15 protein-coding genes are annotated in these 16,540 nt (G+C 69.6%); 5 read left to right on the top strand and 10 right to left on the bottom strand.

Annotated features, from left to right (window positions below; all coding sequences use genetic code 11):
- Positions 1-6 precede the first annotated feature (6 nt).
- The 9 genes from J0911_RS15190 to J0911_RS15150 form a co-directional block, all read right to left on the bottom strand.
- Positions 7-1,233, bottom strand: coding sequence for a monooxygenase (locus J0911_RS15190; RefSeq protein ID WP_207276320.1), 1,227 nt, complete (start codon positions 1,231-1,233; stop codon positions 7-9).
- Positions 1,234-1,282: 49 nt separating this feature from the next.
- Complete coding sequence (locus tag J0911_RS15185) at positions 1,283-2,734, bottom strand: HAMP domain-containing sensor histidine kinase (RefSeq protein WP_207276319.1); 1,452 nt, start codon at positions 2,732-2,734, stop codon at positions 1,283-1,285.
- Entirely contained in the window at positions 2,731-3,405 is a 675-nt protein-coding gene (locus tag J0911_RS15180) for a response regulator transcription factor (RefSeq protein ID WP_278186841.1), read from the bottom strand. The genes J0911_RS15185 and J0911_RS15180 overlap by 4 nt, the downstream gene beginning before the upstream one ends.
- Positions 3,392-4,333, bottom strand: a complete 942-nt coding sequence (locus J0911_RS15175) for an alpha/beta hydrolase (RefSeq protein WP_207276317.1) — start codon at positions 4,331-4,333, stop codon at positions 3,392-3,394. Before J0911_RS15175 ends, J0911_RS15180 begins: the two co-directional genes overlap by 14 nt.
- Positions 4,334-4,426: 93 nt before the next feature.
- Entirely contained in the window at positions 4,427-5,128 is a 702-nt protein-coding gene (locus J0911_RS15170) for a response regulator transcription factor (RefSeq protein WP_207276316.1), read from the bottom strand.
- Complete coding sequence (locus J0911_RS15165) at positions 5,125-6,255, bottom strand: sensor histidine kinase (RefSeq protein ID WP_207276315.1); 1,131 nt, start codon at positions 6,253-6,255, stop codon at positions 5,125-5,127. Before J0911_RS15165 ends, J0911_RS15170 begins: the two co-directional genes overlap by 4 nt.
- 104 nt (positions 6,256-6,359) lie before the next feature.
- Positions 6,360-8,894 carry an FtsX-like permease family protein gene (locus J0911_RS15160; RefSeq protein ID WP_207276314.1) on the bottom strand — a complete coding sequence of 845 codons (2,535 nt, stop codon included), beginning with the start codon at positions 8,892-8,894 and terminating at the stop codon, positions 6,360-6,362.
- Positions 8,891-9,601, bottom strand: coding sequence for an ABC transporter ATP-binding protein (locus tag J0911_RS15155; RefSeq protein ID WP_207276313.1), 711 nt, complete (start codon positions 9,599-9,601; stop codon positions 8,891-8,893). Before J0911_RS15155 ends, J0911_RS15160 begins: the two co-directional genes overlap by 4 nt.
- Positions 9,602-10,243: 642 nt before the next feature.
- Positions 10,244-10,714 carry an ester cyclase gene (locus tag J0911_RS15150; protein ID WP_207276312.1) on the bottom strand — a complete coding sequence of 157 codons (471 nt, stop codon included), beginning with the start codon at positions 10,712-10,714 and terminating at the stop codon, positions 10,244-10,246.
- Positions 10,715-10,941: 227 nt separating this feature from the next.
- Between J0911_RS15150 and J0911_RS15145 the strand changes: the two genes are divergently transcribed.
- The 5 genes from J0911_RS15145 (at position 10,942) to J0911_RS15125 (ending at position 14,483) form a co-directional block, all read left to right on the top strand.
- Positions 10,942-11,565 (top strand): TetR/AcrR family transcriptional regulator, encoded by a 624-nt coding sequence (locus J0911_RS15145; protein WP_207276311.1) that lies wholly within the window; start codon positions 10,942-10,944, stop codon positions 11,563-11,565.
- Between the two features lie 171 nt (positions 11,566-11,736).
- Entirely contained in the window at positions 11,737-12,189 is a 453-nt protein-coding gene (locus J0911_RS15140) for a MarR family winged helix-turn-helix transcriptional regulator (protein ID WP_207276310.1), read from the top strand.
- On the top strand, positions 12,186-12,710 hold the full coding sequence (locus J0911_RS15135) for a DUF1772 domain-containing protein (RefSeq protein WP_207276309.1): 525 nt from the start codon (positions 12,186-12,188) through the stop codon (positions 12,708-12,710). The genes J0911_RS15140 and J0911_RS15135 overlap by 4 nt, the downstream gene beginning before the upstream one ends.
- A gap of 1 nt (position 12,711) precedes the next feature.
- Complete coding sequence (locus J0911_RS15130; protein WP_207276308.1) at positions 12,712-13,170, top strand: DUF2231 domain-containing protein; 459 nt, start codon at positions 12,712-12,714, stop codon at positions 13,168-13,170.
- Positions 13,171-13,271: 101 nt separating this feature from the next.
- On the top strand, positions 13,272-14,483 hold the full coding sequence (locus J0911_RS15125) for an ROK family transcriptional regulator (protein WP_207276307.1): 1,212 nt from the start codon (positions 13,272-13,274) through the stop codon (positions 14,481-14,483).
- A 159-nt stretch (positions 14,484-14,642) separates the two neighbouring features.
- On the opposite strand, the gene J0911_RS15120 is transcribed toward J0911_RS15125, so the two are convergent.
- Positions 14,643-15,434 carry a glycoside hydrolase family 16 protein gene (locus J0911_RS15120; RefSeq protein WP_207276306.1) on the bottom strand — a complete coding sequence of 264 codons (792 nt, stop codon included), beginning with the start codon at positions 15,432-15,434 and terminating at the stop codon, positions 14,643-14,645.
- Positions 15,435-16,540 lie beyond the last annotated feature (1,106 nt).

Genomic DNA, 16,540 nt, shown 5'->3' with positions numbered 1-16,540 from the left:
GCTTCGTCAGGACTTGCGGGGGGAGATCGTCATGAAGTCAACGCACATCTCGTCGCCGGTGCCGTCGCCCCACACCACGTAGCGCGGCGGCAGACTGCTCAGCTGCGGCAACTGTTTGCGCAGCCCCGCGTCGTGCGTACACGTCACCCGCAGCGTGTCCCCCGGACCGATCTCCATCGGCGACGGCAGCTTCACCATCCGCTGGTTGTCGAAGTCGAACTGCGGCACGTCCAGCAGGACCTTGGCCTGAGGCGTGCCTGGGTTGAGCTCGACCTTCATGGACTTCCCGAGCATGTGCATGTGACCGAAATTGGCGAACACCGTCACCGGCACCTCCACCTCGTGGTCGCAGGACTGGGTGTCACCGGGCTTCGGCACGCCGCCCTCGTTGCACTCCTCCACCAGCTCGTCCGCGAATCCGCCGGCCTCCGACCCGAACCGCTTCTTCACATCGGCGATCGAGGCCGCCCGGTCACAGAGCGGACCCGACTCGTCGGCGGCGCAGGGCAGGTCGGTCGGCGCGTTGACTGTCCACGTCTCGAGCTCCCGGGTCTGCGGCGTGCCGTCCGTCAGCCGCAGCCGCACCGCCGAGCGGTCCGACCCGGCCGGCTCGCCGTCGGTCGCGAGCAGGTTGTAGTGCATCTGGAAGATGATCAGGCTGCCCGGCTCCAGCTTGAAGCCGACGTCCTGGTCGAGCAGAGTCTCCGTGGCGCCCGGCGCCCAGGTGGCCGCCCATACCGCGCCCGGGCCGCCGCCCTCGTCATCGTCGTCCACGAAGTCGGCGCCCTCCACGCCGGTCCCGCCGAAACACTGCCAGCCGGGGCCGGGAGTCTTCGCGTCCTGCTCGCGCACCGCGGCAGCGGCGCCCGGCGGCACCGCGTACACGATGCCGTGGTGCGCGATGGCGACGTTATCCGGCATGACCTGGGTCCCGGTCAGGAACGCCTCCTCGGTCAGGCCCGGATCGAGCACCTGGCACCGGTACTCGTCCACGGCGCCCTCCGGAGGCTCGGGCGTGTAGCCCTCGGGTATCTTCAGCTCGAGGAACCGCTCGCCGTCGCGCAGCGGCTGCGGTGGAGCCGAGGACGCGCCCGCGTGCGCGCTGTGCGGTCCGGCCGCGGTGGGCGCCGCACCGTTGTCGGCGGCCGACCCGCAGGCGGCGACAGCGAACACCGCTGCCAGCGCCATGGCGGCCGCCCCGAACTTCCGCAGTGGACTCTGGGGTTTCGTCATGGCCTGAACGCTAGGCCCGATTCTGTCCTGATTCGTCGTACTACGGTCGTCATTTTCGGGGGAGGGAAGTGGTACCACGGTACTTCTCTCCGGAGCCGTCCCTTGCCGCAGCCGGAAGGTCGACCCGAAGCAGCGCGCCACCGCGCGCGGACCGGGCGACGGCGACCCGGCCGCCGTGGGCGTCGACGACCCGCTGCACGATCGACAGCCCGAGACCGGATCCCGGCAACGCTCGGGCGCTGTCGGCACGGTAGAACCGGTCGAACACCCGCGGCACGTCGTCGGCGTCGATGCCCGGCCCGGCGTCGTCGACCTCGAGCACGGCCGACGTGCCCTCGGCACGGAGCCGGACCTGGACCGGCTGGTCCGCGGGAGACCACTTGCCGGCATTGTCGATGAGGTTGAGCACCGCCCGGTGGAGTCCGGCGGGACGCCCGCTCACCCGTACGGACGTCACGTCGAGCGCGACCTCGATGTCGGGCACACGGGAACGCGCCCGGGTCGCGGCGGTCACCACCACGTCGGCGAGGTCGAGCACCTCGGTGCTCTCGTCGCTGACGTCGCCGCGCGCCAGGTCGGTCAACTCGGCGGCGAGGGTGCTCAACTCGGCCACCTGGGCGCCGAGGTCGTCGAGCAGCCGGGTCCGGCTCTCCGCCGGCAGTGCGCTGTCCAGGGTGCCGCGCCGATCGAGCCGGATCAGCAGCTCGACGTTGAGGCGCAGGCTGGTGAGCGGGGTCCTGAGCTCGTGGTCGGCGTCCTCGACGAGGAGCCGCTGGGCCCGACGGGAGTCCCGGAGCGCGGCGAGCATGTCGTTGATCGCCTGGATCAACCGCCGGATCTCCCCACCGCCCTCATCCGGGATGTGCGCGTCGAGATCCCGGGTGTGCGCGACACGGACCGCGGCGGCGGTCAGCCGGTCGATCGGTGCCAGCCCGGTCCGGGCCACGGTCCGCCCGACAAGGGCGCCGCCGACCACGCAGAGCAGCCCGATCAGCAGCATGCTCAATCCGAACTGGTCGATCGGGCTGTCGTCGACGACGCGAGCCACCTGGACCGCGCCGTCGCCCGCCCGCAGCGTGTAGACGAGGTGGCCGTCGTCGTAGCCGTCGCCCGACTCCATCAGGTCGGCCGACGTGCCCTGCGCCACGCGGCCGGCGTGCTCGCTGACCGGGGGCAGCTCGGGTTGGCCGGCCGGCGTCCGGATCGAGCCGTCGGGCAGGATGACTCGCGCCAGCAGACCGGATCCGGGATACGGCGGCAGCGGGACCTGTGCCAGGCCGGCGCGCTCCGCGTTCGTCGCCAGGACGCGGGAGTCGGCGCGCAGCTGATCCTCCGCGGCTTCCTGCAGCTCCCATTCCAGGAGCTCGCCGGCCACCTGGAAGGTCACGAACACGCTGACCGCGATGGCCGTCGCCGCGATCACCGTCAGCCTGGTGCGCAGGGACCGCCGGCGCCACCAGCGGGTCAGCCGGCGCGAGCCCTGACCGGCGGGCCTGCTCACGGAGGAGTCTCCCGCAACGTGTATCCCAGGCCGCGCAGCGTGTAGATCAGTCGCGGCTCACCCTCGGCCTCCATCTTGCGGCGCAGGTAGCTCACGTACACCTGGAGGTTGTTGGCGGTGACGCCCATGTCGTAGCCCCAGATCGCCTCGAACAGCGCGTCGCGGGTCAACACCCTGGTCGCGTTGCGCACGAGGACCTGCAGCAGGGAGAACTCGGTCCGGGTCAGACGGAGTGGCCGCGCGCCTCGCCACGCCTCGAACCTGTCGGGATCGACCCGGAGGTCGGCGAAGACGAGGATCCGGGACTCGTCGTCGCCCGGTGCACGGCGGCGCAGCAGTGCCCGCACCCGGGCCAGCAGCTCCTCGGTGGCGAACGGCTTGGGCAGATAGTCGTCGGCGCCCGCGTCAAGCCCCGCGACCCGGTCGAAGACCTGATCCCGGGCGGTCAGCATCAGCACCGGCAGATCCCGACCCGCCGCCCGCAGCCGCCGACAGGTCTCCAACCCGCCGAGGCGGGGCATCATCACGTCGAGGATCAGCAGATCCGGCGCGACGCCACCGACCGCGTCGAGCACGGCGAGCCCGTTGACGACGGTGCTGATGTCGTACCCCTCGACCTGGAGCACCCGCTCCAGCGACTCACGGATGGCCGACTCGTCATCCGCGACCATGATCCGCACGCCGGCCGGCCTCCTCCGATTCATGGCGCGTGACCTCGAGCCGGCGTGCCGTTTCCGGCCCGGACGTGAGGTGGCCGACCACATGGGTGAGGACTGCGGTGTCGCCCAGGATCCGGTTGTGCCCCAGACCGGTGGTGGTGACGAGCTCACCGCTGTGCGGGTGCGCCCCGAGCAGCAGCTCGCTCTGGGCCGACGGGATCTGCTGGTCGCCGTCGTCGTGCAGCCAGAGCGCCCTGACGCGCTTTGGGAGCGGATGCGTCACGAGGTCGAACCGGTCGGCGACATCGGGCGTGACCTCCGGGTTGTCCCGGAGTCGGTGCGCCCATGCCCGAGAGAACCGGTCACGCAGCGACCACGGCAGCCCGATCGCCCGGACGAACACGTCCTCGGTGAAACGGAACGACGCGATGCTCGCGATCCCGGCCAGCCGTCGGGTAGGGACACCCTCGCGGACGGCAACGCCGGCCGCGAGGCTTCCGAGGGAATGGCCGACGACGCCGGCCCACGGCTCGGCCTCGACATCGGTCAGACGGCGGACGATGGCGACGTCGTCGAGCGCCGCGCGGGTGCGCCCACCGGAGTCGCCGTGAGCGGGCGCGTCGTAGGCGACGGCGCGGAGGCCGGCGCCGGTGAGAGCGGACACGAGGCTCCCGAAGGCGGACGCGCGGCTCTGCCAGCCGTGCACGAGCAAGACCGCCGGGGCGTCCGGATCGCCCCAGCCATAGGTGGCGACGTCGACGCCTCCGTGCGACAGGTGGCCGCGACGTGCCTCCTCGTGCATCGGTTGGTCGACTCGGCGGACCGGCGTGGGTCGGCCGACGCGCAGGAACGCACGCGCGGCGAGGGCAGCGGCAGGACCGGGTGCGGTACGGCCGAGGAAACCGAACGCGCCGCGGACGGCGGCGGGTGCCTGAGGCATGGGTACTCCTTCTGCTGTGGGTGGAGCCGTCAGGGTGGGGGCCGATCCCGGCGCCGACATCGACAGAGCCGACCACCACGACGCTCGCGATGCTCACTCGCCGGGACTGACGAGTCCGGTCTCGTATCCGATGATCACGAGCTGGGCGCGGTCGCGTGCGTTCAGCTTGCCGAGGATGCGGCTGACGTGTGTCTTCGCCGTGAGCGGCGACATGTGGAGCGACTCACCGATCTCGGAGTTGGTCTTGCCGCGGGCGACCTCGGCGAGCACTTCGCGCTCCCGCTCGCTCAGGACATCGAGGGGACCCGAGTTCCCTGGGCGACTGATCGGTCGGCGAACGAGATCGGTGACCAACCGCTTGGTCATCGCCGGTGAGATGAGGACGTCACCGTCGGCGGCGGCGGCGATCGCCTCGAGCAGGAGCCGCGGCGGGGTGTCCTTGAGGAGGAATCCGGATGCACCGACTCTGAGTGCCTCGTAGACGTACTCGTCGAGCGCGAAGGTGGTGAGCACGAGGACCTTGGTGTCGCTGAGCCGTTCGTCGCCGCAGATCGCCCGCGTCGCGTCGAGCCCGTCCATGCGAGGCATGCGGATGTCCATCAGCACGACGTCGGGGCGTGTCCGCCGGGTCTCGACGATGGCCTGTGCGCCGTCGCCGGCCTCACCGACGACCTCGATGCCGGGTTCGTTGGCGAGCAGTGCTGCGAATCCGCGACGCACCAGCTCCTGGTCGTCGACGAGCAGCACACGAGTGTCGCGCCTCGCCGCGGCAGGCGCGTCGGGCCGAGGGATCATGCCTCCCACCCGCCGGGTATGTGGTACGGCACGAACGCCCGCACCCTGAATCCGCCGTCGTCGGTGGGCCCGGCGTGGACGGTACCACCGAGGAGCTCTGCTCGCTCACGGATCGCAACGAGACCGATGCCCGTGCCCGGTGCCGCGACGCGTGCTGTGGCCGGGGCGTCGTTCGACACCGTGACGTGCACGCCGCCGTCGGCGTGCCGAAGCCAGACGACGGCGGGGACGTGGCCGGCGTGGCGGATGACGTTGACCAGGCACTCGTGCACGATGCGGTGCACCGTCACCACGGTGCTCTCCGCCACGCCCGCGGGATAGTGACCGTCCTCGACCACCTCGACCTCCCTCGAGTGCCCGGCGGCGGCGACGACGTCGCTGAGGGTGGTGGTGGCCGCCGGTACCGGGCGAAGCGGGACGGACTCGTCGGACCGGAGGAGCCCGAGGAGGGATCTCAGCTCGTCGAGCGATCGTCTGCCCGCGTCGTTGATCTCGACGAGCGCGGTGTGAGCGCCGGCGGGATCGCGCTCGAACCCGTGGGCGGCGATGCCGGACTGGACGGTGATCGCCGAGAGCGAATGGGCGACGATGTCGTGCAGGTCGTACGCGATGCGAAGGCGTTCCGCCTGGAGCCGCTCGGAGATCTGGCGTTCCACTGCGTCGGCTCGACGCCGCAGGTTGGAGCGACGGGCGTCCGCGGCGGCGATCGGGAGCAGGAGAACGGCGGCGTCGGTGGCCCATTCGAACCAGAACTGCTCACCAACGACCTGCGCCCCGAGGCCGGCGACGACGATCGCGATGAACGACCCGAACCAGATCACCGAGCGGTCCTCGCTGCGGCGGACGAGACGGAACAGCGCCACGGCGAGCAGCGGCCGCAGCGCGAGCGGGCTGGAGGTCCATGCCAGGGTGACGATGTCGAGCACCCCGATCGCCACGACGGAGGCCCGACCGAACCGACCGGCGACGACGAGCAGCACCGCGGCGACGGCCGCGATCGCGATGCCCGGGAGCTGCCGTCCGGGCACGACGTCCGGATCGGTGAGGAGCATGCCGATCGAGACCACCAGTGCCGCGATGATCGCGACGAGATCGGCGCGAGAGATGCGGGGACCGGTGGGCGTCACGGGACCATCATCGTCGAGACCGATGGTGCCGCGTACTCCGACGGGAGGTCCCGGCACGGGGACCGGTCGCTGGCCGCCCCGGCCCAGGTGCAGAGACCTTCGCATCAGCGGTCCCCGCTCACCAGGTCGAGCACGGGCATCCGGGAGACCCGGAACGCGGGCCATGCCGCAGCGACCACGCCCGCTGCGACCGCGATGACGAGCGTCACTGCCAGGCGGAGCCAGGGTACGACGACGGACGGGATCTCCGTGCCTCCGGTGACATCGATCATCGCCCAGCCGAATCCGGTTGCGACGGCGATACCGATCGATGCTGCCGCGAACGACAGGAGTGCCGCCTCGAGCCGCACGATGCGGCGCAGCGCTCGCCGAGTCGCACCGACCGCTCGCAGCAGCCCGAGCTCTCCGGAGCGTTCATTGATCGCGAGCGCCGTGGTGTTGGCGACGCCAAGAAGGGCGATGAGGCTCGCCAGGACGAGCATCCCGTCGATGAAGTTCCCGAACGCGGCGATCTCGCTTCCGCGGCTGGCGACGTGTTCTTCCTGGGTCGCCAGGAACGAGCCGGGCGTATCCCGCACCAGGGCGCTCACGTCCTCCTCGGCGTCCGCCGCCGCTCCGTCGGCGAGGTCGACGAACACCTGCGCATCGAGCTGACGGCCGACCGAGGCGTCGAGTGTCGCCGCGTCGACGAAGTACAAAGGGGCTTCGAAACCGCCGATGCTCCTGGAGACCACGGCAACGATCGGCGCTTCGACGGTCGACCGTTCGAACTCGATCTCCAGGGTTCCGCCGAGCCGCGCCGGGTCGTCACCGACCACGGCCACGCCTCCCGAGCTCAGATCGGCGAGGTCGCCGGCGATCGGGTCGAGGTCGAACATGGTGGGCAGAGCCGTCGGGTCGATGCCGCCGATCGCCTCGGCCTTCCCCGCCACGATCCCTTCGGCGCTCGACAGCGCGGTGACCGCCTCGACGTCGGGCAGCGCCGCGATCCGGTCTGCCAGGGCGGGGTCGATCGTCGAGACGTCGGGGGTCGCCGACGTGACCACCAGGTCGGCTTCCAGTCCCTCGCGGACGTCGGTTCCGACCCCGCTCGTCAGAGAGCTCGCGAAGATCGCGAACATCGTCACCATCGCGGTGCCGAGCATGAGCGCGAGCGCCGTCGATGCCGATCGACGTGGGCTCGCAGCCAGGTTGCCCGCTGCGATCGAGCCGGACACACCGGCGGTGCGGCGGGCCGCCGGAGAGCTCCAACGTGCTGTAGCTGTCACGATCGCCGGGCCGCACAGCACGAGCGCCGGGACGATGGCAACGGCGAGCGTGAGCCACACCGGGTTCGAGTTCACCACGGCCATGGCTCCTCCAGCGATCGCGGCCGCGGCGAGCACGAGTCCGCTCGCGGTCCGCGCTCGGCTCACGGCCCGGGGTTCCGCCGCGCTCTCGCGCAGCGCCTCGATCGGTGGTGTCGCCGCCGCGCGGCGAGCGGGGATCCATGCCGAGAGGATCGTCGCGCCGATACCGACGGCCGCGGCGATCGCGATCGAGGTCGGGCTCACGATCGGCGGCCCGGTGAGCAGGCTGATGCCGGTGAGTCCGACGACCCAGCGCAGCGCGTCCACTCCCGCGACCCCGCAGACGAGACCGACGAGCGTGGCGATCGTTCCGACGAATGCCGCCTCGATCACCACTCCGCCGAGCACGTGGCGTCGTTCCGCACCGATCGCACGCAGCAGTCCCGACTCCCGCCGGCGGCGGGCGACGGTGAGCGTGAACGTGTTGAAGATGATCGTCACACCGATCAGGATCGCGACCACGGCGAAGGCCAGGAGGAACACGTTCAGGAACTGCAGCGGTGACGTCGCGGCGTCCTGCATCGTCCGGATGTGGTCGGGTCCGTCGACGACCTCGGCATCGGACAGCGCCGACAGCCGGGCGAGCACCTCGGTGCGGTCGGCGCCCTCCGCGACGTCGACGAGCACCTCGGTCGGCGCCTCGGTGTCGAGCCAGGCGGAGACCGCTGCGTCGGGCAACAGCACCGTTCGCTGCAGTGGTGCCGCGTTCGCCGACGCGAACGTCGCGATGCCGGTGACGGTCGCGTCGTGCATCCCCGTCGCGGTCAGGACTCGTACGACGTCACCCGCAGCCACGCCCGCGTTGTCGGCGAGCGATCGATCGATCACGATCTCTCCGACCTCGGTCGGTGGTTGCCCGCTCGCGAGCCGGAACGGATTGAGCGCCGGGTCGTCGACCCAGTTGCGGCCGACGTCGCTCGCCGTGCCGGTTCCGACCGACGATCCGTCGACGACCAGCTTCGCGAAGCCGACCCATTGCGGGGCGGCCCCGGCGACGCCGTCGACCGCGACCACGCGCTCGGTGATGTCGGGACCCAGTGATCGTTGAACCGACCGGGCCGGGTCTCCCGGCCCTCCGCCGGGCTCGCCGAGTTCGACGCCCTGCACCACGGCGTCCGTCCCGGCCAGCGCTTCGGCGATGTCGGCGGCCGCTCGGCCGCGCATCGAGTCGGTCAGCACCAGTGTCGCGGCGAGGAACGCCACCGACAGTGCCACCGCCGCGCCCGTGAGCAGGAACCGACCCCGGCTCGCGAACACGCTCCGGGCCGCGCTTCGCACCATCTGGCTCATCGCCCCAGGCCCTTCACCACGTCGAGCACCGCATCGGCCGACGGGCGATCCATCACGTCGTGCACGTGGCCGTCGACGACGAACACGACGCGGTCCGCCCAGGCAGCGGCGTTGGGATCGTGGGTGACCATCACGATCGACTGATGATCCTCATCGACCGCGGATCGCAGGAATCCGAGGATCTCCTGTCCGGTCCGGGTGTCGAGGTTCCCGGTGGGCTCGTCGGCGAACACCACCTGCGGCCGGGCGACCAGCGCCCGGGCGACGGCGACGCGCTGTTGCTGGCCGCCCGAGAGCTCTGACGGCCGATGACGCAGGCGATCACCGAGGCGCAGCAGCGACACGACCTGATCGAGCACGTCACCGCTCGGCCGGCGGCCGGACAACGTCAACGGCAGGCAGATGTTCTCCTCGGCCGTGAGCGTCTGCACGAGATTGAACGTCTGGAACACGAACCCGATCCGTTCTCGGCGCAGCAGGGTCAGTTCGCGGTCGTCGAGGGTCGACAGATCCGTGCTGCCGACGAACGCGCGGCCCGACGTCAGCCGATCCAGCCCGGCGGCGCAGTGCATCATCGTCGACTTGCCCGAACCCGACGGGCCCATCACCGCCGTGAACTTCCCCGCCGGGAACGCGATGGTGACGTCGTCGAGCGCGGCGACGGCCGACTCGCCGGCGCCGTATCGCTTGACCGCGCCGACGAGCATGGCCGCAGCGTCATCGGCGTCGGATGACAGCGCGCTCCCGTGCTGGTCGACGACAGCGGAATCCGGATGTGGGGACACGACACCTCCGATGAGTGGTGGGTGTCCACCACGATGACGGCGGCGGCCGGCGGCCGAATCCACCCGCAGGAGGTGACGTGTACTCGCACGGGAGTACATGAGCGACCGAACGGCCGATTTTGGTCGCCGATGCGGCACGCGGCGTCATCTCCACGTTCCGACGGCGTTGACGGCAGCCTCGACAAGGTCGGCATCGACGGCGCCGTGCTCGATGGTGCTGCGGTAGTGGAGAGGGTCGATGGCGAGCGCGGCGGCGGACCGGGGGACGTCCTCGTGCCGCCCGTCCTGAGACCCTTCGGCAGGCTGATCCGCCGGTTCATGCTCACCCCCGAAGAAGGCGCCTCCGCCGCGCTGCGCCTGGCCACCGACCCGGCGCTCGCGGGCGTGACCGGGCCGTTACTTCGTGCGCGACGTCGACACCCGCACTCCGCCGGTCTCCTACGATGTCGCCGCCCAACGGCGGCTGCGTGTGGCCAGCGACCACTATTTCCGTCCTGGATGCTCGGGCTGACCGGCACTGCGTCACGCTCTTGTCGCCACACGGGCGTGCAGCCCGGGCTCCTGCTACGCCCCTGTGGCGGTTGTCTTCGCGGCCTCGATTGCCGACTCGAAGTCGGGGTTGGCCCCGAGTTGAGCAAGCCACACGTTGGCCGCGTTGTAACAGTTGAACATTTCGATCTTTCCCTCACGGAGGTACCAGAGATCCGCCGTCGGCACGTCGATGCGGCGGCCGGTCGGAGGGATCTCACCGACCGGAGTCGGGAAGCCGCCAAGATGCGTCCCCTGGATCCGCAGTTCGACGGCGACAACATCACCCATCGTGTGCACGTCGAGCAACTCACGGTGGATGTCGGGAAATGCGCCGGCGAGGCCGGCCAATGCCTGGGGAATCTGATCCCCGCGGAAAGTCAGCGAGTTCGGTACGTCGTTGAACGATCCGTCCTCGGTGAACAGGGCCCGGAAACCGTGTCCGTCGAGGACATTTCCTTCCGCCAGCCGGTATGCCTCGCGAACGACCTCTTCATTGCTCTTCACTTTTGCTCCTCCTGATGCCTGATGCCGCTATGGAGATGAGTTGCTCCGCCCGGCAGCAAAGAACTGCTCTCTTCGAGTGGTCCGCAACCCGGTCGTGGGGGAGTGCGGGTCTGCCGAATGGCCGGTGTGGACACGTCGTCGGCCATCACGACCTCCATTATGGACTGTTCCGTCCATAACTGTAGCGAGTTATGGACCGAACCGTCAACTACGGGTACTCTGGTGGAGTGGCCAGGCCGAGGGAGTTCGACGAGGAAGCGGTCCTCGACATCGCCGGCGAGCAGTTCTGGACCAAGGGCTACGCGGGGACGAGCATGGACGCCATCGCGGGGGCGACCGGCCTGGGCAAGGGCAGCTTGTACGGCGCCTTCGGCGGCAAGCACCAGCTGTTCCTGCAGATCTTCGATGCCTACTGCGCGCGCATCACCGACGCCGTGGCGAAAGGGCTGATCGGACCGGACGACGGCGCCTACGCTCGGTTGTGCGCCCATATCCGCGCGGCGGCAGGGGAGATCGCCGCCGACACTCGCCACCACGGATGCTTCCTCGCGAAGGGCGCAGCGGAGCTGTCCGAGCGCGACCCTGACGTCACTGTCCGATCCCGCCGGGCGCTGGAGCGCATCGCCGCGGTACTGGCCGAGGACATCCGCGCCGCGCAGCGCCACGGTGACCTCGACCGGGGGGCGGACGCCGACCAGCTCGCCACCCTCGTCCTGGCCGTCCTTCGAGGCATCGAGGCCCTCGGCAAAGCCGGGATGGACGCCGGCCGGCTGGAAAGCGTGGCCGAGACCGCGATCAGCCTCCTTCCCCGGGCCGGCAAGGCGAGCGAGACGGACTCCGCGGGCAGATAGCCGCTCCCACCTGTGTGCACCAGGCCGGCGGCGAGGCTGCCGTTCTGATGAGCGATCGTATCGATGCGACGCTTGGCAGCACTCGACCGAACCACGTCGTGCCAGGAACTGTGGCCTGGGCCGCCGGTGGTGCGCTACACTACATAGCAAGCAATGTTCATGGGAGTGGTGATGAGCGAGAAGCTGCCGTTTCGCCGGGTGTCGCTCGGCTACCAGGTCAACCACTTGGCCAGGGTCTTCGAGGCCGCCCTGCGGACGCAGATCGCGCCGTTCGGGGTAGCCCCAGGGCAGTTCCCGGCGCTGCTGTGTCTGTTCGAGGAGGACGGGCTCACCCAGGCCGAGATGTGCTCCCGCGTACAGATCGCGCAGCCGACGATGGCACACACGCTGCGCCGTATGGAACGAGATGGTCTCGTCACCAGGACGCCGGTCCCTGAGGACGGGCGTAGCTCACGGACGTGGCTCACCGACCATGCCCGCGAGATCGAGGACGACCTCGTCCGTATCGGACGGGGGATCAACGCCTCCGCCGTCACCGGACTGAGCGAGGCGGAAGTGGAAGCCCTGCTGACGTCGATCTCGGTGATGATCGACAACCTGACACCTCCGGAAGGCGCGCGATGAGTAGATCGGACTCTCCCACCCGTCCACTTCCCCGGCTGGCCGCGGTGGCCGCAACGACGGTCACCGCGGCTTTCGCCGTCGGATCCCTGGTCGCGCAGCTGGTCCTCGTACCGAGCTGGCAGGCCGCTGACCCCGGCGAGTTCCTGGACCGATTCGCCACCGAAGGTGTGACGTTGGGTGCCGTGCAGTTCCCGCTTCTGGTGGCCTCGCTCCTGTTGGTCGCCGCCGTCGCCGTGGCGGCGTTCCGCAGGAGAGCTCGAGGGCGGCTTCTGTGGGGTTCGGCGCTTCTCGCCGTGCTGGGCGTGGCAGTCCTCCTGCCGGTCTACTTCGCCGGCGCCAACAGCGCCCTGCTCGACCCGGCGTTCCCGCTCGACGGCGTCGCCGAGGAACTGACCGCGTGGTCGGCATGGAACTGGCTCCGTACGGGACTGAGCTTGGCGGCGACGATGCTCTGTGCGTCGGCTCTGGTCGTCCTACCCGACCGGCACCACGACCCGTCCGCCGACCAGGAACGGAGCTGAGATGTCCTCGAAGAACCCGCCCCTGCATCCACTTGTCGTCCACGCCTCCGTGGTCCTGACGCCGCTGCTCATCGCCGCCAGTCTGACGCGTATCGCTGTTCCTGCCTGGTCCGGCGCACTCGACTGGGCGGTGATCGCCTTGGCCGCCGTCACCCCGATCGCCGCGGTGGCGGCCAAGTTCAGCGGCGACGCCCTGAAGGCCGAACGCCACGAGTATGCCGCGGACGCCGAGCAGGCACGGATCGACCGGCACGAACGCTGGGGTGTTCCCGCGGTCGGCTCAGCTGTCGGGCTGAGCGTGTTCACGCTGGCTCTGGTCCTGGTGGGGGAGGCGTGGGGCGGGATCATGACCGCTGTGCTGACCGGCCTCGTCCTGCTTCTCTCGGCCGCCGCGGCGTTCTTCGTCGTCCGCGCCGGACATTCCGGTGCGACGGCGGTGTGGAGCACACTCCAACGCTGAACCTGCCGGGAATGCGTACCCCGGACGTCGCCGCTCCGTCGCCGTCACCCGCGGCATGAGCCTTGCGCACAAGGTTGGACGCGCCTCTGTCAAAATGAGGCGTGGAGCTCAGCAGAGCAGGGCCGGCCGGCCTGAAGGACATGCGCCGATCCAACGAGTTGGCTGTCCTGGACGAACTCTATCGCCGCTCTCCCTCAACCAGAACGGCGCTCGCCAGGGCAACCGGCGTGACGAAGCCGACCGTATCGGCCGCGCTCGCCTCGCTCATCGACGCCGGGCTCGTGGAGCCGGTGGAGTCGGGTGCAGCGGTCTCGAAGTACGGTGCCGAACTGTTTCAGGCTGCCGGCCGTTCGTTGCCGGTGCTCGGGCTGGACGTAGGTACCCGGTACATCCGAGCTCAGCTCGCGGGCCTGGACGACCGGCTCTTGGCCGAGGCGGATACGCCCGTCGGTGACCTCACGCTGGATGGCATCATCGTCGCCATCCTCCACCTCCGCACTGAAGTCTGCCGGGAAGCGGGGATCGAGGTCCGGGACATCCAGGCCATCGGTATCGGTGTCCCCGGCGTTGTTCACCCCAGGACCGGACGCGTCGAGATGGCCGGCGGATTCGATGGTCTGAACGGCACCGCGCTCGGGGAGGAGCTCAGTGGCCTCCTCGGCGCGCGAGTGATCGTCGAGAACGACGTGAACGCTGCCGCCCTTGCCGAGCGGCAATACGGCGCCTGCGTCGAACTAGACGACTTCGCGATGATCTCGGTCGGGGCGGGCGTCGGGGCAGCCTTGGTCCTTGGGGGGCGGGTGCACCGTGGCCGACAAGGCAGCGCCGGCGAACTCGACCTGCTGTTCGGACTGGACCCCCGGGGGCGGACTCTCGCCGACCCCAGCAGTGAGGCGATGGTGTCCTATGCGGACGCACTGCTGCGTGCACGTGGGCCGCTCGTGTCGACCACCCGCGTGACCAGTCCCGTGAACCTTCCACAGGTGTTCGCCGCCGCCGAGTCGGGTGATCCCTTCGCCCAGGCCGTGGTGGACGAGGCCGCGCGCCGCATCGCCGCGCTCTGCGCCTGTCTGGTTGCCGTTGCCGACGTCGACACGATCGTCCTCATCGGCGGCATCGGGGCATCGATAGAACCGGGCCGCGCCGCCCTGGAGGCTCGCCTTGCCGAACTCGTGCCGTGGCCGACTGCTCTGATCCAGAGCAGCCTCGGTCGCGCCGGAACCGTGCAGGGCGCGCGTTCGCTCGCGGTTCGCGAGGCTCGTCGCGAGATCTTCGCCCAGAATCTGGGAAGACCTCTTCACGCCGCTTTCTGAGCTGCACGCGCGGACGGTGACGACGAACTTCTCCACGGCTTCGGCCGGAAGCGATCGATCCCGCTGTCCGAGGTCGCCGTCGTCGGTCCATGGGCCGGTCGGGTCCTGTGTGATGACGGAACCACAGCAGGACCCGACCACGGTCGCAAGGCGACCGTGCTACTCCGGCACGTTGTCGCGGTGCGCGACACCGCTTGAGCGCAACGCGTTCACCTGTGCCTGGACCTCGGACGGCAGGAGGGTCTCCCCTTCAGCGAAGTAGACCCAGTCCACGAGCTGTTCATATCCCCGCGGCTGCGAGGTCGGAAGTACGCCGTCGTTGATCAGCCAGATGTTGAAGTCGATCGTCTGGTCGCTCTTCGGGAGGTTCGGCGCGTGGTGGCGTCCGACCTCGACCCCGTCGATGTAGTACACCGCCGCTGTGCTGTCCAGGGTCACGACCAGATCGTGCCAGCCCGAGTAGCTGCCGGTCATCATGTCGTACTCTTTGCGCGCGTCCCACGGCGTCGGGCGGTAGGTCTCCCAGCTGGTGACGTAGAACGCCTGTGGTGCGGCCCAGCCTCCGTTCGGCAAGTACTCGAAGTCCAGCTCTCCGTACAACGGGTCGTAGTCGTAGCGCAGCGGTGTGATGGAGAAGAACGCTTGCACGACGTGGTCACCGTCAGGGCCGTACGTGGGTGTGTCGGAGAACTTCACCCGAGCGGCGTACGTCCCTTCACGGAACTTCCGGTCCGCCGTGGTGATCTGGGCCTGCACGGTGTTGGTCGCTTGCCCCGCCGAAGTGACGTCCAGCTTGAGCACACGCTGACCATCGCGGTCCTGGAACGAAATGTTGTTCGGGCTCCAGGTCACTCCGTCCAGCCCTGGTCCGCCGCCACCGTGTCGGAGCACCCAGCGGTCATCCGTGAGCCGAGGGTCGTTCCTGCTCGTGTACGAGAAGTCGTCGAACATCACCTGAGACGGTTGAGCGCCCGGGTCACCGTCCCCACTCCCTGCTTCACACGCGCCGATGTCCTGCCAGTGTGTCCCAGACGTTCCAGGAACGACGGCTTCGCTGTACCGGGCAGCCCGGTAGTTGCGTTCACCGCTGGTCACCCTCGTGCCCGCGTCGTACTGCACGTGCGCCGTCCATGGGGCATAGCAGCCGTCCGGAATGGTCGGGGCCGGGCTGCAGGCACCACGGTCCTGCCAGGGCAGCTGGCCGCTGGGCTCGGAACCGAGGCTCCACCACGCGGCCTCGTAGTTCCTGTCGGCGTGGGAGACATTCGCGCCCGCGGTGTACGCAAGGGTGCTGTCCCACGCTGGGCTGCATGGTTCGACGGCCGCGCCCGGCATCGTCATCAAGGGGACCGCCCCGAGTCCCAGAAGCAGGGCCGCGGCCGTGGCCACCAAGCGCGACGTCCACCGTCGAGTGGAGTGCGGCGGCTGTGATTCTCGATGCACTTGTCTCACCTCTCCTTTGACGTACGAAGTGCATTCACCTGCCGTAACCCCTGTTCGTGCTGTAGGGCACGACTCGGATGCGAGTCGCCGGTTCCAGTGGCGCCCGCGAGAACGGTCCCGCGAGGTGGCTCCTCCTCGAGCCCAGCCAGCCCGGATCTCGCGTGACCGACTGTAGGGGAGGGGGAGAAGAGTGTAAAGAGTCTTTCCGAATCTCTGCGGGCGTCACACCCCCGAAGGGTGGGCTCTTCGCAACCCACCCTCCGGATGCGGTCCGGCTCCGAGCGTGTTCAGTTCTGTGCGTTTAGCGTCTGCTGCGACCGCCCTCTGCGTACGATCCCGAGACGCGCAATGACGCGCCCGTCGGTGTTGCGGGCACCGACCTGAACGATCCGAGGTCTTCCATGCAATCGACAAGCACAGCTCCTTCCCGTCCATTCACGAAGGCGCTCGCACTTCTCCTGGCAACGGCTACGGCGGTCTCCTGGGTCGCGGTGCCGGCCGGCACCGCGAGGGCTGCTGAACTTCCCGAGATCAGGAATCCCGATTTCGCGTCGGTGGACGCCTCGGGCCGCCCATCGTCCTGGAACGTGTGGAATCCTGTGGGGTCCGCGTCG

The organism is Myceligenerans salitolerans (assembly GCF_017349295.1).
In the GTDB taxonomy this organism is placed as follows: Bacteria; Actinomycetota; Actinomycetes; order Actinomycetales; family Cellulomonadaceae; genus Myceligenerans; species Myceligenerans salitolerans.
Note: the sequence above shows the minus strand (reverse complement) of the source record. Positions and strands in the feature narration are given on the sequence as shown.